Origin of the sequence: Nocardia asteroides (genome assembly GCF_021183625.1) — a bacterium.
Classification (GTDB): Bacteria; Actinomycetota; Actinomycetes; order Mycobacteriales; family Mycobacteriaceae; genus Nocardia; species Nocardia asteroides_A.
Genome location: NZ_CP089214.1, coordinates 1358534 through 1379372 on the forward strand (window position 1 = coordinate 1358534; position 20839 = coordinate 1379372).

Consider the following 20839-nt stretch of genomic DNA (forward strand, 5'->3'; position numbering starts at 1 on the left):
TTGCACATTTCCGGAGTGCCGCAGTGTTGCTACCCAAATTGTCTGAATTCGGCGGGGCAATTCAGCGGCAAATTGGGATTTATCCGGCAATACCGGCTTTCAGAGCCCGCCCAGCCGGGTCAGCACCTCGAAGGCGGCGTCGTCGGCACGCCAGAGCGCATCGATCTCGGCGCGCGCCGCCGGGGCGGTGGCCGGGTCCTGCAGCGCGAGGCCGTTGCCGAAGATCAGGACATTGGCGCCTGCGTCCGCGGCGCGCAGCAGCGCGCCGCTGCCGACACCGGCGCCGAGCACGCGGTCCAGCCCCTCGCCGGCGAAGTAGAAGCGCCAGAGCGGGCCGAGGTCGCCGCCGTAGACCTCGCGCGTGCCGTCCACGATGAGCGAGCCGTGCCGCGCGATGGCGTCCACGATCAGGAAGTGGTCACCGGCGTTCGCCGGGGTCGCGCCGGTGGCGGCGACGGCGTAGGCGAGGTCGACCGCGAGGTGCGCGTTGTACCCGGCCATGGCGACCCGGGCGGCGGAGAGCTCGCACTGCCTGGTCAGCGCGAAGTAGTGCGCCCACTGCGGGTCGACCGGCCCGCCGGTGAGCTCGCCGTGCAGGTTGTCCAGGAAGCGGGAGAGCAGGTCGAGGCTGATCCGGTGCGCCCAGTCCGGGTCGGCGAAGGCGGTCGGGTCGCGCTGCAGCGGCATCACCGCGTGCTGCTCGACGGCGTCCAGCCCGAGCGTGAAGACACCGCGCCGATCCCGGTGCCGCACCAGCGTTTCGCTGATCCGACGATGCCGCTCGACCGCCGTCTCCAGCCGCTCCAGCGGCGACCCCGCCAGCGTCGCGGTGTCCGACCAGGCCACCAGGTCGGCGTGCTCGCCCGCGTCGAACGCCGTGCCGCACACCGCCTCCGGCGCGGCCGCCGCCACCGGCGCGGTGAGGATCGTCGCGCAGAGCGCGGAGAGCACGAGCAGAAGCATCCGGCCGATCATGACAGCGACGCTACCGCCTCACTTGATCGCGAGCGCGCCGAGCGCCGGGTCGGCGAAGGCCGTGCGCGCCCGGTCCCACTCCGGATCGCCCGGGTAGAGGGCGTTGCGCAGGAAGGCGGTGCCGAGGGTCTGGATGGCGCGCACCCGGGCCGGGTCGGCGTCGGTGGTCTCGGCGGCGTCGTAGCCGGGGATGCCGCCGAGGGAGTGCTCGGCGCCGCGCAGCGTGAGCAGGGCGCGGGCGCCGGGGCTGAGGTGGTAGGGGTCGGTGAGCCACTCCGGGCCGCGGGTGCTGAGCGGGCTGGAGTCGGCGTCGCCCGCGACGACCAGGGTGGGTGTGGTCAGGTGGGTGAAGTCCGGGTTGAGCCACGGAAACTTCGCCGCGGCCGCGGGATTCAGGTCGGCGCCGCCGCGGCCCGCGGTGGCGAGGAGCACGCCTGCCCGGACCCGCTCATCGGCCAGGTCCGCCCCCTCGCCGGTAACCGGGTCGAGGACGCGGAGGCCGAGCAGGATGCCCGCTGTCTGGCCGCCGAAGGAGTGCCCGGCGGCGGCGATGCGGGCCGGGTCGAGCCGGCCGGCGAGGCCGGGGACAGCGGCGGCGATGGGCTCGAGATTGTCGAGGATGCGCAGCATGTCCTCGACCCGGTAGCGCCAGAGCAGCGGATCGTCCGGAATCGGGCCGAGGGTGCGTGAATCGCGGAACGTGGGTTGCAGCACCGCGAAACCGGCGGCGGCCCAGTGGTCGGCGAGCGGCCCGTAGGCCCGCCCGGACGACCCGAACCCGTGCGCGAACAGGATGATCGGCAGCGCCGCGCCGTGCGCGGGCGCCGACACCCGGACCCGCAGCGCCGCCCCGCGCCCCGGCGCGGGCAGCAGCACCGGATCCACCGACACCACCGGCGTCGTCTCCACTGCAAGCATCGTTGACCTCCCACGGTTACAATTCCTAGAACGACTGTACAAGGAATTCGAGGAGGCGGCATGGCCGGGCGGCCGATCGACCACCGGCGGCGCGCGGAGCTGCTCGACGCGGCGGTGGACCACGCCGCCGACCGCGGCTTCGCCGAGCTCTCGCTGCGCCCGATGGCCGCCGCGCTCGGCGTCTCCCCCACCACGCTGGTGCACCACTTCGGCAGCAGGGAGCAGCTGCTCGCCGCCGTTCTGGGGCGGCTGCGCGAGCGCGTCGCGCTCACCCCGGGTTCGTACCCGGATCTCGCGACGGCCGCCCGCGCGGTCTGGGAGCACAGCTCGGACCCGGAGCAGCGCAGCGTCTTCCGGCTCTTCTTCGCCGTCTACGGCAGCGCGGTGCAGGCCCCCGGCGCCTACGCCGAGTTCCTCGCGCAGGCGGGCACCGAGCTCACCGCCGCACTGTGCGCGGCCCAGGGTCCGGAGGTCGACCCGGCGGCAGCGGCCCGGCGCGCGACCCTGGTGATCGCGACCCTGCGCGGCCTGCTCCTCGACCTGCTCGGCGGCGGCGATCCGGCCCGGATCCACTCCGCCGCCGCCGATTACCTGGCCGGACTGTGACCGCTACGCTCCGCCGGTGGCGACAACTCGGGAAGACCTCGTCGGCTACATCCAGCGGGACCTCGATGCCGATCTCGCGCGCTGGTTCGGCGACCGGCCGCGCGCCGAACTCGACGAAGCGCAGGTGCGGCCGATCGAGCCGTTCCTGACCCGGCTCGCACCGCGCGACGCCGCCGCGCTGGCCGCCTACGACCGGCGGGCGCGCGCGGGCGCGCTCCCGGACATCCTCGACATCGCCGACTGGTCCTACGGCTTCGACTTCGCGGCCAACGACTGCGGCGTGCTGGACAGCGACCACCGCACCGCGGTGCCCTCCGACGAGGTCTACACCGTCGGCGCGGACGGCGGCGGCAACTACTACACCGTGCTCACCAACGGCCAGGTGGCGGTCTGGTTCCACGAGGAGGAGGTGCTGGAGGGCGGCACCCGCTTCGACGACCTGGACACCTTCGTCTGGTCGCTGGTCCGCTACCACGCGGTCCGCGAAGGGGCGCTCGATCCGGCGGAGGTGATCGCCGACTTCCACGCACTCGGGCAGGACGGCGCGGTGGCACCCGAGGTCGGGCTGCTCGCCTCCATGCGCCCGCGCGCCGGTCGGAGCTGACGGAGCGACGCGGGGCGGACTACTGTCCAGCCTTATGTCCGAGGAAGCGCAGATGACGGTCGAGAGCACCAAGCGGGGCCGGGTCACCGTCATCACGCTGCGCCGCGAGGCCAAGCGCAATGCCATCGACGCGAGCATCACCGAGGGAATCGACAACGCGCTCAACGAGTTCGAGGACGACCCCGGGCAGTGGTGCGCCATCCTCACCGGCGGCGACCGCTTCTTCTCGGCCGGCGCCGACCTCGCCGCCGGCCCCGGCGAGCCGACCCCGCGCGGCGGAATCGCCGGAATCATCACCAGGGAGCGCGGCAAACCGCTGATCGCCGCGGTCGAGGGCTTCGCGCTCGGCGGCGGGCTGGAGCTGGTGCTCTGCTGCGACCTGGTGGTCGCCGCCACCGACGCCAGGTTCGGGCTGCCCGAACCCAAGCGCGGCCTGATGCCCGATTTCGGCGGCGCCTTCCGCATCACCGGGGCGCTGCCGCCCAATGTCGCCAGGGAGCTGCTGCTCACCGGCGACGACATCGACGCCGCCCGCGCCGAGCGCCTCGGCTTCGTCAACCGGCTCACCGAGCCGGGCGCCGCCCTGGCCGGGGCGCTCGAGCTGGCCGAGCGGATCTGCGCCAACGCGCCGCTCGCCGTGCGCGGCGCCCTCCGGATCGCCAACACCGCCGTCGCGGGCGACGAATCCGCACTCTGGGAGCTCTCGCACGCCACCCACGCGGAGCTGCTGCGCTCGGCGGATCTGGGCGAGGGGCTCACCGCCTTCTTCGAGAAGCGCACACCGCGCTGGTCGGGCGAATAATAGCTATTCGACATCACTAGCGGCGACGTAACAGCGGTGCGTCGCGGCCATTGTCGCGGACATGTGACCGTGCTAACGTCCAGACACCTGTCTAGATGTTTGTACAGTCTGCGAGGAACGCCTGATGAACACCGCGATCACCGCCCGCCACCGAACCCGGCACGCACTCCCCGTCCTGCTGATCGCGGCGGGGCTCACCCTGACGGCCTGCGCCGCCGACACCGGCGAATCCGCGCCGAGCGCGCAGCTCGGCAGCACCACCACGCTGCCGGAGAAGCCCGCCTCCGGCGCCCCGATCAAGATCGGGTTCGTGAGCCCGGAGGGCGGCCCGCTCGGCCAGCTCCCGGACGCCAGGATCGCCGCGGAGGCCGCGACGAAGTACGTGAACAGCAATCTCGGCGGGGTCGCGGGCCGCCCGATCGACCTGGTGGTCTGCAAGGAGAAGGAGGATCCGGCCAGCGCCCGCGACTGCGCCAACCAGCTGGCGGGCGCCGGGGTGGTCGCGGTGGTCGCGCCGGTGACCGGGCAGGGCGACGCGCTGGTCCCGGTGATCACCGGCGCTGGCATCCCGTACGTCACCTCGGTCGGGCCGAGCGGCGCGGAGATGACGACGCCGAACTCCTTCGTGCTCACCGGCGGCGTACCCGCGGCCTTCGCGGCGGCGGCCAAGTACTCCGGGTCGCGCGGGTACAAGAAGGTCGTGATCCTGGTGAACGACGCGGGCTCGGTGGTGGCGAGCGTGAAGTCGCTGGCCGAGCCGTCCTTCGGCGGCGCCGGGGTCGGGCTGGAGACGGTGGGCGTCCCGATGGGAACGCCGGACACGACGCCGCAGGTCAGCGCGGCGCTCGGGCAAGACCCGGACGCCATCTTCATCGTCGGCGAGAGCACCCTGTGTACCGCGGTGCTGCGCTCGCTGGACACCCTCGGCTCCGCGGTCGACAAGCTCACCACCTCGACCTGCCTGGACAGGGACGTCGCCGAGGCCACCGGCCCGGCTGTGGAGGGCGCGCGGGTGATCTCCTCGGCCGAGGTGAGCTCGGACGACCCGGACACCGTCACCTTCCGCACGGTGATGGCGCAGTACGCGCCGGGAACCGACATCTACGGCTTCGCCTTCTCCGGCTACCAGGCGCTGCTCGGGCTGGTGCGGGCCATCGAGACCGTGCCGGGCGAGTTCACCCCGGCGGCGGTGAGCGAGGCGCTGCGCACCGCGAAGGCCGTCCCGGTGCCGATCGGCGGCGGGCTGACCTTCACCTGCGACGGGCAGCAGGTATTCGTGCTGAGCTCGGTCTGCGGCCGCGGCGCGATCGTCTCCACCGTGCGCGACGGCAAGCCGAGCGACCCGCAAGTCATCGAGTGAGCGAGCACCTCGCCTTCCTGGCGCTCGGGCTCGGCAACGGCGCGGTCTACGCCGCGCTCGGCATCGCCCTGGTGCTGACCTTCCGCTCCTCCGGCGTGGTCAACTTCGGCACCGGCGCCATCGCGCTCTACATCGCCTACACCTTCGCCTACCTGCGCAAGGGTGAACTGCTGCTGCCGATCCCGGGGCTGCCGAGCTCGGTCTCGCTGGGCGGGCCGCTCGGCGTCGCCCCCGCCGTCGCGATCGCGCTGGTGATCGCGGCGGCGCTGGGCGCGCTGCTCTACGCGCTGGTGTTCCGGCCGCTGCGGCACGCATCGGCGGTGGCGAAAGCGGTTGCCTCACTCGGGGTGATGCTGGTCGTGCAGGATGTGCTGGCGCAGCGGGTCGGCACCAGCCCGGTGGTGGTGAAACCGATCTTCGCGACCGGCAGCATCACGATCGGCGCGTCCCGGGTCCCCACCGACCGGCTGCTGCTGGCCGCGGTGATCGTCGGTATCGCGGTGGCGCTCGGGCTGATCTACCGGTTCACCCGCTTCGGGCTGGCCACCAGGGCGGCAGCCGAGACCGAGCGCGGCGCGGTGCTCGCCGGGCTCTCCCCGGACCGGATCGCGCTCGGCAACTGGGCGATCAGCACCGTGGTCGCCGGGGTCGGCGGGATTCTCATCGCGCCGATCGTTCCGCTGATCCCGCTCTCCTACACGCTGTTCATCGTGGCTGCGCTGGCGGTGGCGTTCGCCGGGAACTTCTCCTCGCTCACCGTCACCGTGCTGGCCGGGCTCGCGGTCGGCGCGCTGCAGGGCGAGGTCACCAATCTCCAGGTCAGCCTGGACTGGTTCCCGAAAACCGGGATGAGCGAGCTGATTCCGCTGGTCCTGGTGCTCGCGGTGCTGCTGCTGCGCGGCACGCCGCTGCCCGGCCGCGGCGCGCTGGTGTACCGCTCGCTGGGGCGCTCGCCGCGGCCACGGCGGGTCGGGCTCGCCGCCGTCGCCTGGGGTGCGGTCGGGGTGCTCGCGGTGTTCACGACGTCGGGGAGCCTGCGCGCGGCGCTCATCGTGAGCTTCGTGCTGGCGATCATCGCGCTCTCCCAGGTGGTGGTCACCGGGCTCGCCGGGCAGGTGTCGCTGGCCCAGCTCACCCTCGCCGGCGTCGCGGCCTTCCTGCTCAGCCGCTTCGCGCACGACCTCGGCATCCCCTTCCCGCTCGCCCCGCTGGCCGCGGCGCTGGTGACCGCCGCGATCGGGGTGCTGTTCGGGCTGCCCGCGCTGCGCACCCGCGGCTTGCCCCTGATGGTGGCCACGCTGACCCTCGCGGTGTTCCTCGATGCCTTCTGGTTCCAGAACTCCGCGGTCAACGGCGGGCTCACCGGGGCGCCGGTCCTCGCGCCCGAGCTCTTCGGGCTGGACCTGGGAATCGGTGCGGGGCAGAGCTATCCGCGCGCCGCCTTCGCCCTGCTCTGCCTCGGCGTGCTGCTCGCGGTCGCCGTCGGCGTGGCGCTGCTGCGGCGCAGCGGGCTCGGCGCCGCCATGCTCGCGGTGCGCGCCAACGAGCGCGCCGCCGCGGCGGCCGGGGTCGACGTGCGCCGCACCAAGCTCACCGCCTTCGGGCTCGGCGCCTTCATCGCCGGGCTCGGTGGCGCCCTGCTCGCCTACCAGCAGACCCTGGCCACCGCGCCGACCTACTCGGTCTTCGCCGGGCTCGGGCTCTTCGCCATCGCCTACGTCACCGGCATCACCTCGGTGACCGGCGCGGTGCTGGCCGGGCTGCTCGGCGCGGGCGGTTTCGCCTTCACCCTGCTCGGCGAGCACCTGGAACTCGGCGCCTACTACGCCTCGATCAGCGGGCTGCTGCTCATCCTGGTGCTGATCTGGTACCCGGAGGGGCTCGCCGGCCGGGTGCACACTCTCGCCGACCGGCTTCCGGCACCACGGCGTCGTGTGCGGACCGCGGTACCGGCGGAGATCGCGCCACGGGATGGACAGCCGCTCACCGCGAGCGGGGTGCGGGTGCGGTACGGCGGGGTGGTCGCGGTGGACGACGTCGCGCTGACCGTGCGCCCGGGCGAGATCGTCGGGCTGATCGGGCCGAACGGCGCGGGCAAGACCACGCTCATCGACGCGCTCAGCGGCTTCGCCGACGCCGCGGGCACGATCGCGCTCGGCGACACCTCGCTGGAGCGGCTCGCCCCGCACCGGCGCAGCCGCACCGGGCTCGGCCGCTCCTTCCAGGGCATCGAGCTCTACGACGACCTGACGGTCAGGGAGAACGTCGCCGTCGGGCTGGCCGCCGCCCGCCGCGGCGACAAGGCGACGCCGGACCCGGTCTTCGCGCTGCTCGGGCTCACCGAGGTGGCCGAGCGGCCGGTGCGCGAGCTGTCGCAGGGGCAACGCCAGCTCGTCGGGGTGGCCCGGGTGCTCGCCGGAGCGCCCGCCGTCGCGCTCCTGGACGAACCCGCCGCCGGCCTCGACACCGAGGAGAGCCGCAGGCTGGGCGACCAGCTGCGCACGGTGCGCGACGCGGGCACCGCGCTGCTGCTCGTCGACCACGACATGGAGCTGGTCTGGACCATCAGCGACCGGGTCCTCGTCCTCGACCTCGGCCGGGTGATCGCCGAGGGCACCCCCGCCGAGGTCCGCGCCGACCCGCGCGTCATCGAGGCCTACCTGGGCCGCCCGACCACGGAGGCGATCTCGTGACCGCCCTGCGCCTGGATACCGTCGCCGCGGGCCACCTCCCCGGCCACCCCTGCGTGCGCGGGATCGACCTGGAGATCGCCGCCGGCGAGGTGGTCGCGCTGCTCGGCCCCAACGGAGCGGGCAAGACCACGCTGCTCGGCGCGCTCGCCGGGCTGCTCCCGCACCGCACCGGCGCCGTCACGCTCGGCGACACCGCGCTGCGGGCCGGGCGGGCCAGGGCGGCGGCCAAGCGCGGACTTGTGCTCGTCCCGGACGACCGCGCCCTGTTCACCGGGCTCACCACCGAACAGAACCTCACCCTGGTCGCCCGGGAGAAGGCGGACGTAGCGCGGATTCTCGGCTACTTCCCCGCCCTCACCGCCCGGCTGCGGGTGCGGGCGGGCCAGCTCTCCGGCGGCGAGCAGCAGATGCTGGCGCTGGGCCGGGCCCTGGTCACCCGGCCGCGGGCGCTGCTCGTCGACGAGCTCTCGATGGGGCTGGCCCCGGCCGTCGCCAAGACGATCCTGCCCACCATCCGGCGGGTGGCGGCGGACGAGGGCATCGCCGTGCTGCTGGTCGAACAGCACCTCGAGCTCGCGCTCGGCGCCTCGGACCGCACCGTCGTCCTGGTGCACGGCCGCACCGCGCTGATCCGCGAATCCGCCGCGCTGCGCGCCGATCCGGCCGCGATCGAGCGGGCCTACCTCGGCGTCGCCTGACGCCGCGGCCGGGTGAAGAAGCGCGCCGCGTCGGCGACGGTCTCCTCGATCGGGCGCGGGGCCCAGCCGAGCTCGCGCACGGCCTTCCCGTGGTCGAGCGGGGTCATGGTGTGCATGAGCCGCATGCTGACCCTGGTCACCCGGACGTCCTTCCCGGTGACGAGGGCGGCGAGCTCGCCGAGCAGCCCGGCGAGCGGGAGCACCGCGCGCGGGACGCCGTAGCGGGCGGGCGGGGCGCCGGTGCAGCTCGCGGCGAGGTCGTGCAGGTCGCGGGTGGCTCGCCAGCCTGCCGAGACGATGTAGCGCTCGCCCGGTTCGCCGCGCTCGGCGGCGCGGACGAGGGCGTCGGCGGCGTCCCGGATGTCGACCACCTCGGCGCCTGCACCGCGCACGTACAGCGGCAGTCTCCCGCGCGCGGCCATGGCGACGAAGCCGCCGTGCGGGGTCGGCAGGTAGTCGCCGGGGCCGTAGGTGTTGGCGACGCACATGGCCACAGCGGGCAGACCGCGCTCGCGGGCGAATTCGAGCACGAGTTCCTCGGCCAGCACCCGGGATCGGACGTAGTCCCCGCCCCGGCGCTGCCAGTTGTGCGGGCCGCTCTCCTCATCGATCGGGGTGCTGCCGATGGGCAGCGTGGCGATGCTCGAGGTGAAGACGAAGCGGCGCGGTCCGGCTGCCGCGGCGACCTCGAGCACGGTGCGCAGCGCTTCGACATTGGTGCGGTACAGGGGTGCGGGGTCGCGCAGCCAGGGGCGGGCGTCGACCACGCAGTAGTACACGACGGCGCAGCCTGCCATCGCCGTGCGCAGCGACTCCGGGTCGGTGATGTCGCCGTGCACGATCTCGGCGTCGACGCCTGCCAGGCCGCGCAGCGAACTCGTCGGGCGGACCAGCGCCCTGACCCGCTCGCCGCGCTCGGCGAGCAGGCGGGTGACGTGCGAGCCGAGGAAACCGCTGGCGCCGACGACGAGGCTCGTGCTGCTCATGCCCTGAAAGTAGACGACTGTCCAGACACCCGTCAATGGTCAGCGGAAGAGCCGGGGCACCGCCGCTTCCAGCTGGTCGGCGACCTCCGGGTAGGAGGCCCCGCCGATGCCGGCGCGCATGATGCCGCCGGTGTAGAGCAGTTCGAGCAGGAAGACGATCTGCGCGTCGCCGTCGGTGCCGACCGCGGCGGCGATCAGGCGGTGGATGTGCCGGCCGATCTCGGTGCGCAGCAGTTCGACGTCGGGGTCGGAGCTGTGCAGGGCGGCGGAGACGGCGTGCCCGAAGGCAGGTTCGTCGGCGGCGACGAGGGCCAGGTAGCGCAGCACTCCGACCACCCGGACCAGCACGTCCGGGGAGTCCGCTCCCTCCGGACCGCCCGCGGTGAGCCTGCGCCAGTAGACCTCGGCGATGAGGTGCTCGCGGGAGGAGAAGTAGGTGTAGGCGGTCGCCCGCGCCACCCCGGCCTCGGCGGCGACCATCGGCAGGGTGAGGTCCGGGTAGCGCACGGTGCGCAGCGTCGCGACGGCGGCGCTCGCCAGCCGCTGCACGGTCTCGGCCCGCTTGCCGGAGAGGCGGCGGCGGGCCGATTCGGCCGGAGCGGGGTCGGACACGCTGTCGAAGGCTACAGCGAGCGCTCCGCTCCCGTTCCCGCCGGGTGGGGCCGGTGCGGCCGCGAACACGCGGCGGGCCGGTCCGGTCCAGCCGCGGGCGGGCGGTAGCGCCGGTGCCGCATCAGCCACCGGGCGGAGGGGCGATGCGTCCCAGGATCGCGGCGGTGACCTCGGCGGGCACCTCCTCGGGGAGCCAGTGGCCGCGGCCGTCGAGGACGAGGAGATCGAGCCCGCCCGGCACGTGCTCCCGGCTCAGCTCGACGCCGGCCCGGGCGACGGCGATGTCCTCGGTGCCCCAGATCAGGGTCGCGGGGACGGTCACCGGGGGAACCGCCGCCCAGTCGGTGCCGATGGCCCGGTACCAGTTCAGCGCGGATTTCATGGCCTCCGGCTGCAACAGCCGCGCGATGTACCGGTCGGCGACCCCCTCCGGCACCGCCGTCCCGAAGCCGAGCCGCAGCCCGGCGGCCCCGTCGGCGGCGAGCACGTCCTCGGAGCCGGGCGCGATCAGGTACTCCAGGTAGCTCGACTTCTCGCGCTGCACCGGGTCGTCCGCGATCGCCGCGGCGAAGGCGGCGGGGTGCGGCACGGAGAGCGCGGTCACCGAGGTCACCCGCTCGGGGTGCTGAGCGGCGACCGCCCAGGCGACGACGGCGCCCCAGTCGTGCCCGACCAGGTGCACGGCCGGGAGCCCGACGGCGTCGCAGAGCGCGACCACGTCGGCGACCAGCTGGCGCAGCCGATACGCCTCGACCCCCGCCGGGCGCGCACCCGGCGAGTACCCGCGCTGGTTCAGGGCCCAGCTGCGCACCCCGTGCCCGGCGAGCGCGTCGCCGATCACGTCCCAGGAGGCCGAGCTCTGCGGGAATCCGTGCAGCAGCACCACCGCCTGCTCCCCGGCGGCGGCGCGCACGTCGACCTCGAACTCGAACCCGCGCAGCCGCAGCCGCTCCGTCGACACCATCAGCGCAGGATAACCGCCCGGATGGACATCAGTATGGACAACCGTCCACACAAGTCCGGAACTTGTTCTATTTTGGGGTCGTCGCCGAGATCGGGAGATGAGAGTGATGGCCGAACCAGTGCTGGTCGGAGCGGTGCGCACCGCGATCGGGCGTGCCTACAAAGGCACCCTGACGGAGACGCCACCGGAGGCGCTCGCGGCGGCGGTGCTGCCCGAGGTGCTGCGCCGCGCCGGGCTCGACCCGGCCGCGGTGGACGACGTCATCCTGGCCGAATCGCACTACGGCGGCGGCGATCTCGCCCGCTACGCCGCGGTCGCCGCCGGGCTGACGGCCGCACCCGGCCAGTCGGTGAACCGGCACTGCGCGGGCAGCCTGACCGCGATCGCCAACGGCGCCGCGCACATCGGCACCGGCATGGAGCGGGTGATCGTCGCGGGCGGCGTGCAGTCGCTGTCGCTGAATCCGGCCATGCGGGTGCGGATCCCGGGCACCGGGGAGTTCCGCGAGGGCTGGCTGCCGCCCTCGCACCCGGAGACCCCGGACGCCCCCGCGCTCGACATGTCGATCACGGTCGGCTGGAACACCGCCCGCAAGGTCGGGATCTCCCGGGCCGAGATGGATGCCTGGGCCGCGCGCTCGCACCACCGGGCCGTCGCGGCCATCGACGACGGCCGGTTCGCCGAGGAGATCGTGGTACTCAAGGTCGAGCGCCCGGACGGCTCGGTGCTCGACTTCGCGGTGGACGAGCACCCGCGCCGCGACACCACCGTGGAGCGGCTCGCCCAGCTGAAGGTGCTGCACCCGGAGATCGAGGGCTTCTCCATCACCGCGGGCAACAGCAGCGGCATCAACGACGCCGCCGCGGCCGTCGCGCTCACCGCCCGCGACTACGCCGAGGCCGAGAACCTGACCGTGCTGGCCCGGGTCCGGGCCTGGGCGAACGCCGCCGTGCCACCGGCCGACACCGGGCTCGGCGCGGTCGCGGTGATCGGCAAGGTGCTCGACCGGGCCGGATTGAAGCCCGCGGATGTCGCGCTGTGGGAGATCAACGAGGCCTTCGCCTCGGTCCCGATCGCCGCCGTCCGCGAGCACGGGCTGGACGAGGAGCTGGTCAACTTCTCCGGCAGCGGATGCAGCCTCGGCCACCCGATCGCCGCCTCCGGCGCCCGGATGATCACCACGCTGATCCACGAACTGCGCCGCCGCGGCGGCGGCATCGGGGTCGCGGCCATGTGCGCGGGCGGCGGCCAGGGTGGCGCCGTCGTGGTCGAGGTCTGAGCCGTGCCGGAGACCCCGATCATCGACGTCGTCCGCGCGATCGAGCGCGAACTCACCTCCCCCGGCGCCCCCTCCGAGACCATCGAGGTCGAGGTCGGCGGGCACCCGGTGCGGACCTATCGGCACGGGGCGAGCGGTCTCGCCGAGCTCCTCGGGGCTGCAGCTCGACGCCGAGCAGGTGCGCGAGCGCGAGCTGCGGCGGCGCTACGCGGCGCGCTGATCAGCTTCGGAAGCGGCCGGCGAAGCCGCGCAGCGGCAGGTCGGCGCTGGTGATGATGCCGGGCCGGGCGGCGACCACCGAGCGGATGGCGTTCAGCGCGGGCAGCCCGGTGACCGTCATCCCGATCTTCGCGAAGGAGGCCGGGTCGGCGAGGTCGACGCCGGGCTTGGGGAAGATCATGTGCTTGCTGTAGATGCTCGGGTCGCCGGTGACCTGGGTGATGTAGCAGCCCTTGATGTCCCAGGACGGGTCGGTGTGCGGGGTCATCTGCCACTCCAGGTGCGACTCCACCCGCGGCACACCGCCCACCAGCCCCCGGTACTTGATGTAGCTGCCGCCGAGCGAGCCCTTCGGCAGCCGGTACCAGCCCAGGTCGACGTCCTTGGTGCAGACCCCGAGCTCGTAGGAGAAGGTCACCTCGTCGAGCTCCAGGTCGAAGGCGTCGGCCATCAGGTACACCGAGTCGGCGAAGACCGCGGTGTACTTGTACAGCGAATCCGGGATGGACGGGTCGTCGGCGGGCAGGCCGTACCCCACCGCCTTCCAGGTGTCCACCGAGTGGTGGCAGGAGACGTCGACCGATTCGGTGACCGTCACGTTCTCGATCTCGGCGACGTCGGCGCTGTGCACGATGCCGAGGATCTGACACAGCCCCGGATTCATGCCGGTGCCGTAGAAGGTGGAGCCGCCGCGCTCGCAGGCGGCCTGGATGACCTCGCTGACCTTCCGGCCGGAGGGGTGCGGGTGGTTCCGGTCGCGGTGGAAGCCGGTGATCCAGTCGGCGGTGGTGACCACGTCGATGCCCGCCTCCAGCACCCGGACGTAGAGCTCCTCGTCCGGGAAGACGCCGTGGAAGGTGAGCACATCGGGTTTCGCGGCGATGATCTCCTCGACCGTGCCGGTGGCGAGCACCCCGATCGGGCCGATGCCGACGATCTCGCCCGCGTCCCGGCCGACCTTCTCCGGCGAATAGCAGTGCAGCCCGACCAATTCCAGGTCGGGGTGCTCGCGGATGCGCCCGATCAGCTCGGTGCCGAGATTGCCGGTGGCGACCTGGAAGACCCGGACCTGGTCGGTGCTGCTCATGGCTGGCCTTTCGAGAGGGATGCGGCGGGGTAGAACTGCTGCGCCCACGCGCGCAGCGCGGTGAAACCGGCGTACTCCTTGCGCGAGAGCGCGGGCGGATCGGAGTAGCGCTGGTGCGCCCAGATCCGCACGTCGGCGGCGAACTGCTCGATCACGAAGTCCGCCATGGTTTTTCCGTAGCGGGAGAGTTCGGGGCGGTCGTCGCCGGGTTTGCGGCCGATCCAGACGGTGAAGCGGACGTCGGAGGTCGATTCGTCCACCGGGGTGACGGCGGGCATGGTGCGGTTGTCCACCATGCCCCAGCTCTTGGTGATCGAGCAGCCGAGCCCGGCGTTGATGGATTCGACCCCGCTGTTCGCGTCGCCGGCGCCGGCATCGGGGTCGAAATCGATGGTGAAGTCGACGTAGGAGACCGGGCCGGAGAAATCGTGCCTGGTGAATTCTGGGACGAACGGCGTCTTGTGCACGAACTTGAAGTGCGCGAAGTCGACTCCGTTCTCCATGATGTACTGCGGGTGCAGCTCCAGCCCCTGCCGGAAGAGCGTCGCGCCGGGCACCGGCGGGTAGTAGTCCGCCGCGGTCTTGCCGTCGCCGAACGCGGTGAAGATGTCGGGGACCTCGAAATGCGGTGCGCGGCCCTCGGTGTCGTACCAGATCCAGACCGCCTCGTTGCGCTCCACGACCGGGTAGCTGCGGATTCGGCGGCCCTTGTTCGGGTGGCTCTCGTAGGGGATGCAGACATTGCGGCCCTCGCGGCTCCACTCCCAGCCGTGGAACGGGCACACCAGGTTCTCGCCGTCGACGTGGCCGCCGTACCCGAGGTGCGCGCCGAGGTGCTCGCAGTAGGCGTCGAAGACGGCGACCCGCCCGGACGCCGAGCGCCAGGCGACCAGTTCACGGCCGAAGTACTTCATCGTGTGCACCGCGCCGACCGCGATCTCGGTGCACCAGGCGACCTGGAACCAGCCCGTCGGCTCCATCGACAGGGGTGGCTTCGCCATCTGGTCCTCCGCGTCCTCGGTGGCTGTGCTGCTCCGATCGTAGAAGTCTCTGCGAAATTATTCAAGAGGGTTCTACGAAACTGGATTTCGCAGGTCAACGGGGGTAATCTCGGAAATATGACCGAAGCGGCGACGGCGGGGCGACGCGCCAACCGGCGCGGCCTCCGCTCCAGGGAGAGCATGCTGGAGGCGGCGATCAGCTCGCTGGCCACCGGCGATCCGGCGGCGGTCTCCGGCAATCGGATCGCCAGGGACATCGGCGCCACCTGGGGCGTGGTCAAGTACCAGTTCGGCGGGATCGACGGGCTCTGGGCGGCGGTGCTGCGGCACACCGCCGATCAGCGCGGCGATCTGCCCGCCGGGCTGGAGCCGGGCGGCACGCTCCGCGATCGGGTGGCCGCCATGATCAACGCGCTCGTCACCGGGTTGCGCAGGCCGGAGTCGCTGGCCATCGAGACGCTGCGCGCCGCGCTCCCCCGCGACCACGCCGAACTCGAGCGCGACTACCCGCTGACCGCCGCCGAACTGGCCTCCTGGAAGCCGAATTGGGAGCGCGCCTGCCAGAACGCCTTCGCCGACCTCGGGCTCGACCCGGTCCGGGTGCGCCGGGTGGCCGCGCTCATCCCGGCGGCCATGCGCGGCATCACCTCCGAGCGCACGCTCGGCACCTACGGCGACCTGGACGACGCGGTGGAGGCGCTGATCGGCGGGATCGTCGCGTACCTGGAGCGGTGAGGTGGGCCTACCCGGAGCGGCGAGGTGGGCTCAGACCGGCTCGGTGCGCAGCTGCCGGAACCGGCTGCCGTGGAAGATGAGCGGCTCCGCGCCGTCTTGGGTGGCGATCCGCTCGATCCGGACCAGCGCGACCTCGTGATCGCCCGCGGGTACCACCGTCTCCAGCGTGCCCTCGATCCAGGCGGCCGAGCCGTCGACGAAGACCGCGCCCGCCTCGCCGCGGTGCACGGTGACGCCCTGGAAGCGGTCACCGGCGCGGGTGCCGAGGCTGCGGGCGGCGGCGCGCTGCTCGGTGCCGAGCAGGCTGAGACCGAGCTTGCCCGAGCTGCGCAGCACCGGCCAGGTGGCCGAGCCGAGCTGGACGCAGAACGAGACGAGCGGCGGGTCGAGCGAGACCGGGACGAAGCTGCTCACCGCCAATCCCACCGGGACGCCGTCGATTTCGGCGCAGACCGCGACCACGCCACTGGGGAAGGCCCCGAAGGCACGGCGCAGGCCGTCCGCGTCGGCCGGGGCACGGAACTGCTGCTGCATGGCCTAAATCTAACATCTGATATATCAGAAGCCAACCCATCGAGCGAAACGGACGCCCGGTCCGCTCCGCTCCGAGCGCGCGAGCGATAATCGGCGTGATCATCTCGCGCAGGAAGGGCAGGGTCGTGCCGGAGAGCCTCCACGAAGCGGTGCCGCCGCGCACCCCCGTGATCGTCGGCGTGGGTCAGGCCGCGGAGCGGCTCGGCGCCGACGGCTACCGCGCGCTCTCCGCCGCCGACCTCGCCGCCGAGGCGGTGCGCGCGGCGCTCACCGACGCCGCCGTGCCCGCGTCCGGCATCGACACCATCGCCGCGGTGCGCGCCTTCGACGTGGCCAGCCCGTACGCCGTGGCCGCGCTCGGCGCCCCGGACAACGTGCCGCGCGCCGTCGCCGCCCGGGTCGGCGCCGACCCGGCGCGCGCCATCCTCGGCCCGACCGGCGGGCAGAGCCCGCAGCAGCTCCTCACCGAGCTGTGCCGGGACATCGCGGCGGGCCGCGGCGAGACCGCGCTGCTCTTCGGCGCGGAGACCATCTCCACCGTGCGGCACCTGGCCGGGCTCCCCCGCGACCAGCACCCCGACTACTCGGAGCGGCACCCGGGCAGCCTGGCGGACCGCGGCTACCGGATCACCGGCCTCACCGCCGCCTGCGCCGCGCAGCACGGGCTGGTGGAGCCGACCGTCGTGTACTCGGCCATGGAGAACGCCAGGCGCACCCGGCTCGGCGCCTCCCGGGCGGCGTACGCCCGCGCCATCGGCGAGCTCTTCGCTCCCTTCACCGCGGTCGCCGCGGCCAACCCGTACGCGGCCGCCCCGGTCGAGCGGGGCGCCGCCGAGCTGGTCACCGTCGACGCGCGCAACCGCGCGATCACCGACGTCTACACCCGCTTCGTGGTGGCGCGGGACCAGGTCAACCAGGCCGCGGCGGTGCTAGTCACCACCACCGAGCACGCCGACCGGCTCGGCATCCCGGCGGAGCAGCGGGTCTACCTGCACGGCTGGGCGGATCTGTCCGAGCGCGGACTGCTGGAGCGCCCGGCGCTGGACCGCAGCCCGGCCGCGGTGGCGGCGGTGCGGCACGCGCTGGACACGGCCGGGATCGGGCTGGACGACGTGGCCGCGCTCGACCTCTACAGCTGCTTCCCGATCGCGGTCTTCAACCTCTGCGACGGGCTCGGGCTGGCCCCGGACAACCCACGCGGGCTCACCGTCACCGGCGGGCTCCCCTTCTTCGGCGGCGCGGGCAACAACTACAGCGCGCACGGCATCGCGGAGATCGTCGCGCGGCTGCGCCGCACACCCGGCGGGTACGGGCTGGTCGCGGCGAACGGCGGCGTGCTCAGCAAGCACTCGGTCGGCGTCTACTCGACCACGCCCGCGCCCTTCCCGGAAGACGGCGCGGCCGGGCTCCAGGCCGAGCTGGACGCCGTGCCCACCGTGCCGGTGGCGCACCGCGCCGACGGCTGGGGCACCGTCGAATCCTGGGTGGTGAGCTACGACAGGGACGGCAGCCCGCGCGGCATCGTGATCGGCCGGCTGGACGACGGCCGCCGCTTCCTCGCGAATACCGCCGACGCGGCCGCCACCGCCCTGCTCACCGATGCCGAGCACCCCGCCGGAGAGCGGGTCTACGTGCGCGCCACCGATGCGGGCAACCGCGTCACCCTGAGCCGCCCCGAGCCGAAACCGGCGGCACCGCCGCGCGATTCGGCGCACCTCACGGTCACCACCGCCGGACACGTCCTGGAGATCGCGCTGAACCGGCCCGAGCTGGACGCCGAGGTGCTGCGCGACCTCGAGCACGCCCTCGCGGCGTACCAGCGCGACCCCGAGCTGTGGGTTGCCATCGTCACCGGCGGTGAGAACTTCGCGCTCGGCGTCGATCCCGCCGCCGCCGGATCGCCGCTGCTCCTGCTGCTGCGGTCGCACCGGGTCTGGACCGGCCGCCCGGCATCGCACGGCGCCAAACCGGTCGTCGCCGCCGTCACCGGCCGCGCCGACGGCGCCGGGCTCGCGCTCGCGCTCGCCTGCGACCTGGTGGTCGCCGACGAGGCCGCGAGCTTCGCCGTCACCGACCCCGCGGTGGGGCTCCCGCCCGCGCTCGGCGTGCTGGAGGCGCTGCCCCGGCTGGCCGGCCCCGCGCTCGCCCGCGACCTGATCCTCACCGGCCGCCGCCTCACCGCCCCCGAGGCGCTGGCCGCCGGGCTGATCGCGCGCACGGCCCCGCACGGCAAGGCGCTCGACGCCGCCCGCGAGGTGGCCGCCGACATCGTCGCCCGCTCCCCCGTCGCGCTGCGCGCCGCGCTCACCTTCCTGCGCGCGGCCGACGAATACCCCGGCGAGACCGATCGGCACGCGGCGGCGCTCGCCGACGTGGTCCTCGCCGCGCACGACCCGTCCGAGGGGTTCGCGGCGTACCGCCAAGGGCGCCAGCCGAACTGGCGCCTCGAATGACCCCGACACTCCGGTGTGACCGGAATCGGGCGGGAACGACCATCGACGGTCTACGGTTCGGATCGACTCCGGAATGAAAGGAACCAAACATCGTGGCGGAGGTTTCCACCAGTCCGGCGGACCGGCTCGGGTTCGAAGCGGGCCAGGTCGTCCTGGAGATCGGGTACGACGACGACGTCGATGACGACCTGCGCCAGGCGATCGAGGCCCTGATCGGGCAGGAGCTGGTCGACGAGGACTACGAGGAACTCGCCGACGGGGTCGTGCTCTGGTACCGCGACGACGACGGCGACCTGACCGACATCCTGGTCGACGCCAACGGCTCGCTCGGCAGCGGCGGCACCCTGTGGCTGCTCACCCCCAAGACCGGGCGCGAAGGCTACGTCCAGCCGAGCGACATCGCCGACGCCGCGCACACGGCGGGCCTGGCCCAGACCAGCTCGGCGACGGTCGCGCCGGAGTGGTCCGGGGCCAAGCTGGTCGCCCCGAAGCGCTAGCAGCGCTAGGACGCCTCGACCGGTCGCGGGTGCGGGTCCGCGCCGCCGAGGTGCTCCGCGAGGTGCGCGGTGAGCTCGGCGGCGTCGGCGTCCGACCCGTCGATGTAGGTGGAGCGCCTGCGCCGCAGCACCGGCAGCCCGGTGACGTAGAGCCCGGGCCAGTCCACCACGCCGCCGTGGTGCCGCAGCCGCCCGCGCGGGTCGAAGGCGGGCACCTCCAGCCAGGAGTGGTCCGGCTTGATGCCGGTCGCCCACACCACCGAGCGGATCTCGCCGCTGGTCAGGTCGAGCAGCAGCGGGGAGTCCGGGACCCTGGTCGGGTCCGGGCGCTCGCCGGTGCCGCCCGCGTGCGCGTCGATGCTGTCCAGTAGGCGGTTCAGCTTCAGGTCGGCCAGCGTCACCACATTGCGCAGGGAACCGGAGAACTGCGCCTTCCCGTCCCTGATCCCGGCCAGCTTGCCGACCAGCCGGATGCCCTGCTCCTGCAGCGCGTTGAAGTCGACCGTGCGGCCGCCGCCGACCAGCTGGAACGAGGCCAGGTTGCGGGCGCGCACGATGTCGTCGATGCGGTCCCAGCGCTCGTCGAGCAGCCCGATCTCGTCCAGCCACCAGAGGATGTCGCGGTCCCGATAGCGCCGCGGCACCCGGACGTGCTCGCCGGTGGCGAGCGTGACCGGGCGGCCGGAGCGGTGGATCTCCTCGGCGATCTGCACGCCGCTGGCGGCGCCGCCGACCACGAGCACACCGCCATCGGGCAACTGTCCCGGGTTCCGGTAGTGCAGTGCGGCAATCGATTCGATGCCGTCCGGGAGCGCGGCGGCGAGCGCGGGCACCGGGGAGACCGTGGCGCCGGAGGCGAGTACGACGCTGCGCGCCGACCAGTCACCCCGGTCGGTGGCGACGGTGAAGCCGGCGTCGGTGGCGCGCACCGCGGTCACCGTGGTCTCGGGCCGAACCGGAGCGGCCGAGGCCGCGGCGTAGCCGGTGACGAAGTCCGCCACCTCGGCGGCGCTCAGGTAGCCGTCGGGGTCGTCGCCGTCGTAGGCGTGGCCGGGCAGCCGGGTCATCCAGTTGGGCGTGAGCAGACGCAGCGAATCCCAGCGCTGGGTGCGCCAGGAGTGCGCCACCCGGCCGCGCTCGAGGACAACGTGGTCGATCGAGCGGGCGGCCAGGTGGCGGCTGATTGCCAGGCCGTTGTGTCCGGCCCCGACCACGACGGTGGTCGTGGCCGGCATCAGGACGCGTTGACCTTGACCTCGACGTTGGTCGGGTTGGTCAGCGCGTCGTAGACCGCCGAGCGCTTCTGCGACTGCGCGACCAGCGCCTGGATGTCGGCGGGCGAGGCATCGGCGTCGATGTTGTAGTCGACGGTGATGTTCGAGAAGCCGTTGCGCACCTCGGGGTCGGCGCCCAGGATGCCGTGCAGGTCGAAGTCGGCGCGCACGGTGGCGACCACCGAGTTCAGCTTGATCTGGCGCTGCTGGGCGACCGAGGCGATGCCCGCGGTCAGGCAGGAGCCGAGCGCTACCAGCACGTACTCGGCCGGGGTGATGCCGTTGTCCTCGGCGGCGAACTGCGGCGGGTGGTCGGCGTCGAAGGTGAACTTCCTGGTGTGCGCCTGCTCGCCGCCGAGGCCGTAGAAGGTCTCCACCTCGGTCTGGCTGTGCGTGCCGCGCACCCAGCTCACCGTCGAGCGCCACTCGAACTTCGCGATCTCCGGCGAGTCGGCCAGCGCGGCGCGGGCGCCGAGCAGGTGCTCGACGTTGACGCCGTTGTCGACGGCGGGGGCGGTTCCGGTCATGGGCGATACCTCCTG

At 73.2% G+C, this 20839-nt stretch carries 20 protein-coding genes; 10 read left to right on the forward strand and 10 right to left on the reverse strand.

What is annotated here, in order from left to right:
- Positions 1 to 99: 99 nt before the first annotated feature.
- Together LTT61_RS06635 and LTT61_RS32630 are read right to left on the reverse strand one after the other, a co-directional pair.
- Positions 100 to 963 carry a DUF5995 family protein gene (locus LTT61_RS06635; RefSeq protein ID WP_233019051.1) on the reverse strand — a complete coding sequence of 288 codons (864 nt, stop codon included), beginning with the start codon at positions 961 to 963 and terminating at the stop codon, positions 100 to 102.
- 30 nt (positions 964 to 993) lie between these two features.
- On the reverse strand, positions 994 to 1893 hold the full coding sequence (locus LTT61_RS32630; RefSeq protein ID WP_269821858.1) for an alpha/beta hydrolase family protein: 900 nt from the start codon (positions 1891 to 1893) through the stop codon (positions 994 to 996).
- Between the two features lie 60 nt (positions 1894 to 1953).
- Between LTT61_RS32630 and LTT61_RS06645 the strand changes: the two genes are divergently transcribed.
- The 6 genes from LTT61_RS06645 to LTT61_RS06670 all read left to right on the forward strand — a co-directional run bounded on the left by LTT61_RS06645 (position 1954) and on the right by LTT61_RS06670 (position 8656).
- Positions 1954 to 2499: a TetR/AcrR family transcriptional regulator gene (locus LTT61_RS06645; protein ID WP_233019052.1), complete on the forward strand. Its 546-nt coding sequence runs from the start codon at positions 1954 to 1956 to the stop codon at positions 2497 to 2499.
- Between the two features lie 16 nt (positions 2500 to 2515).
- Complete coding sequence (locus LTT61_RS06650) at positions 2516 to 3103, forward strand: hypothetical protein (protein ID WP_233019053.1); 588 nt, start codon at positions 2516 to 2518, stop codon at positions 3101 to 3103.
- Positions 3104 to 3155: 52 nt separating this feature from the next.
- Entirely contained in the window at positions 3156 to 3905 is a 750-nt protein-coding gene (locus tag LTT61_RS06655) for an enoyl-CoA hydratase-related protein (protein ID WP_233019054.1), read from the forward strand.
- Between the two features lie 124 nt (positions 3906 to 4029).
- The gene (locus LTT61_RS06660) at positions 4030 to 5265 is read left to right on the forward strand and encodes an ABC transporter substrate-binding protein (protein ID WP_233019055.1); all 1236 of its coding nucleotides are present in this window, start codon (positions 4030 to 4032) and stop codon (positions 5263 to 5265) included.
- Positions 5262 to 7958 (forward strand): branched-chain amino acid ABC transporter permease/ATP-binding protein, encoded by a 2697-nt coding sequence (locus LTT61_RS06665; RefSeq protein ID WP_233019056.1) that lies wholly within the window; start codon positions 5262 to 5264, stop codon positions 7956 to 7958. The genes LTT61_RS06660 and LTT61_RS06665 overlap by 4 nt, the downstream gene beginning before the upstream one ends.
- Positions 7955 to 8656, forward strand: coding sequence for an ABC transporter ATP-binding protein (locus LTT61_RS06670; protein WP_233019057.1), 702 nt, complete (start codon positions 7955 to 7957; stop codon positions 8654 to 8656). Before LTT61_RS06665 ends, LTT61_RS06670 begins: the two co-directional genes overlap by 4 nt.
- Here LTT61_RS06670 and LTT61_RS06675 read toward each other — a convergent pair.
- From LTT61_RS06675 to LTT61_RS06685, 3 genes are all read right to left on the reverse strand, one after another.
- Positions 8638 to 9642 carry an NAD-dependent epimerase/dehydratase family protein gene (locus tag LTT61_RS06675; protein ID WP_233019058.1) on the reverse strand — a complete coding sequence of 335 codons (1005 nt, stop codon included), beginning with the start codon at positions 9640 to 9642 and terminating at the stop codon, positions 8638 to 8640. The genes LTT61_RS06670 and LTT61_RS06675 overlap by 19 nt on opposite strands.
- Before the next feature lie 39 nt (positions 9643 to 9681).
- Complete coding sequence (locus LTT61_RS06680; RefSeq protein ID WP_233019059.1) at positions 9682 to 10254, reverse strand: TetR/AcrR family transcriptional regulator; 573 nt, start codon at positions 10252 to 10254, stop codon at positions 9682 to 9684.
- A gap of 121 nt (positions 10255 to 10375) precedes the next feature.
- Positions 10376 to 11218 (reverse strand): alpha/beta fold hydrolase, encoded by an 843-nt coding sequence (locus tag LTT61_RS06685; protein WP_233019060.1) that lies wholly within the window; start codon positions 11216 to 11218, stop codon positions 10376 to 10378.
- Positions 11219 to 11324: 106 nt separating this feature from the next.
- Between LTT61_RS06685 and LTT61_RS06690 the strand changes: the two genes are divergently transcribed.
- Positions 11325 to 12497, forward strand: a complete 1173-nt coding sequence (locus LTT61_RS06690) for a thiolase family protein (RefSeq protein WP_233019061.1) — start codon at positions 11325 to 11327, stop codon at positions 12495 to 12497.
- A 220-nt stretch (positions 12498 to 12717) separates the two neighbouring features.
- Here the strand turns inward: LTT61_RS06690 and LTT61_RS06695 are convergent, their stop codons facing one another.
- Complete coding sequence (locus tag LTT61_RS06695) at positions 12718 to 13803, reverse strand: dihydrodipicolinate reductase (RefSeq protein ID WP_233019062.1); 1086 nt, start codon at positions 13801 to 13803, stop codon at positions 12718 to 12720.
- On the reverse strand, positions 13800 to 14804 hold the full coding sequence (locus LTT61_RS06700) for a Rieske 2Fe-2S domain-containing protein (RefSeq protein ID WP_233019063.1): 1005 nt from the start codon (positions 14802 to 14804) through the stop codon (positions 13800 to 13802). Before LTT61_RS06700 ends, LTT61_RS06695 begins: the two co-directional genes overlap by 4 nt.
- Before the next feature lie 117 nt (positions 14805 to 14921).
- Between LTT61_RS06700 and LTT61_RS06705 the strand changes: the two genes are divergently transcribed.
- Positions 14922 to 15539 (forward strand): TetR/AcrR family transcriptional regulator, encoded by a 618-nt coding sequence (locus LTT61_RS06705; protein WP_233019064.1) that lies wholly within the window; start codon positions 14922 to 14924, stop codon positions 15537 to 15539.
- A 30-nt stretch (positions 15540 to 15569) separates the two neighbouring features.
- Here the strand turns inward: LTT61_RS06705 and LTT61_RS06710 are convergent, their stop codons facing one another.
- The gene (locus tag LTT61_RS06710; protein WP_233019065.1) at positions 15570 to 16073 is read right to left on the reverse strand and encodes a flavin reductase family protein; all 504 of its coding nucleotides are present in this window, start codon (positions 16071 to 16073) and stop codon (positions 15570 to 15572) included.
- Between the two features lie 125 nt (positions 16074 to 16198).
- Here LTT61_RS06710 and LTT61_RS06715 point away from each other — a divergent pair, with 125 nt between their 5' ends.
- Both LTT61_RS06715 and LTT61_RS06720 read left to right on the forward strand, forming a co-directional pair.
- Positions 16199 to 18526 (forward strand): acetyl-CoA acetyltransferase, encoded by a 2328-nt coding sequence (locus tag LTT61_RS06715; RefSeq protein ID WP_233019066.1) that lies wholly within the window; start codon positions 16199 to 16201, stop codon positions 18524 to 18526.
- A 92-nt stretch (positions 18527 to 18618) separates the two neighbouring features.
- The gene (locus LTT61_RS06720; RefSeq protein WP_420094744.1) at positions 18619 to 19023 is read left to right on the forward strand and encodes a DUF3052 domain-containing protein; all 405 of its coding nucleotides are present in this window, start codon (positions 18619 to 18621) and stop codon (positions 19021 to 19023) included.
- Between the two features lie 5 nt (positions 19024 to 19028).
- On the opposite strand, the gene LTT61_RS06725 is transcribed toward LTT61_RS06720, so the two are convergent.
- Positions 19029 to 20258 carry an NAD(P)-binding domain-containing protein gene (locus LTT61_RS06725; protein ID WP_233019067.1) on the reverse strand — a complete coding sequence of 410 codons (1230 nt, stop codon included), beginning with the start codon at positions 20256 to 20258 and terminating at the stop codon, positions 19029 to 19031.
- Complete coding sequence (locus tag LTT61_RS06730; protein ID WP_233019068.1) at positions 20258 to 20824, reverse strand: OsmC family protein; 567 nt, start codon at positions 20822 to 20824, stop codon at positions 20258 to 20260. Before LTT61_RS06730 ends, LTT61_RS06725 begins: the two co-directional genes overlap by 1 nt.
- Positions 20825 to 20839 lie beyond the last annotated feature (15 nt).

What these genes read in the sequence shown, in the direction of transcription:
- LTT61_RS06695 (WP_233019062.1), bottom strand. Translation starts at nt 13,803, where the DNA reads ATGAGCAGCACCGACCAGGTCCGGGTCTTCCAGGTCGCCACCGGCAAT.
- LTT61_RS06705 (WP_233019064.1), top strand. Translation starts at nt 14,922, where the DNA reads ATGACCGAAGCGGCGACGGCGGGGCGACGCGCCAACCGGCGCGGCCTC.
- LTT61_RS06690 (WP_233019061.1), top strand. Translation starts at nt 11,325, where the DNA reads ATGGCCGAACCAGTGCTGGTCGGAGCGGTGCGCACCGCGATCGGGCGT.
- LTT61_RS06645 (WP_233019052.1), top strand. Translation starts at nt 1,954, where the DNA reads ATGGCCGGGCGGCCGATCGACCACCGGCGGCGCGCGGAGCTGCTCGAC.
- LTT61_RS06725 (WP_233019067.1), bottom strand. Translation starts at nt 20,258, where the DNA reads ATGCCGGCCACGACCACCGTCGTGGTCGGGGCCGGACACAACGGCCTG.
- LTT61_RS06710 (WP_233019065.1), bottom strand. Translation starts at nt 16,073, where the DNA reads ATGCAGCAGCAGTTCCGTGCCCCGGCCGACGCGGACGGCCTGCGCCGT.
- LTT61_RS06700 (WP_233019063.1), bottom strand. Translation starts at nt 14,804, where the DNA reads ATGGCGAAGCCACCCCTGTCGATGGAGCCGACGGGCTGGTTCCAGGTC.
- LTT61_RS06660 (WP_233019055.1), top strand. Translation starts at nt 4,030, where the DNA reads ATGAACACCGCGATCACCGCCCGCCACCGAACCCGGCACGCACTCCCC.
- LTT61_RS06635 (WP_233019051.1), bottom strand. Translation starts at nt 963, where the DNA reads ATGCTTCTGCTCGTGCTCTCCGCGCTCTGCGCGACGATCCTCACCGCG.
- LTT61_RS06655 (WP_233019054.1), top strand. Translation starts at nt 3,156, where the DNA reads ATGACGGTCGAGAGCACCAAGCGGGGCCGGGTCACCGTCATCACGCTG.
- LTT61_RS06730 (WP_233019068.1), bottom strand. Translation starts at nt 20,824, where the DNA reads ATGACCGGAACCGCCCCCGCCGTCGACAACGGCGTCAACGTCGAGCAC.
- LTT61_RS06685 (WP_233019060.1), bottom strand. Translation starts at nt 11,218, where the DNA reads ATGGTGTCGACGGAGCGGCTGCGGCTGCGCGGGTTCGAGTTCGAGGTC.
- LTT61_RS06675 (WP_233019058.1), bottom strand. Translation starts at nt 9,642, where the DNA reads ATGAGCAGCACGAGCCTCGTCGTCGGCGCCAGCGGTTTCCTCGGCTCG.
- LTT61_RS32630 (WP_269821858.1), bottom strand. Translation starts at nt 1,893, where the DNA reads ATGCTTGCAGTGGAGACGACGCCGGTGGTGTCGGTGGATCCGGTGCTG.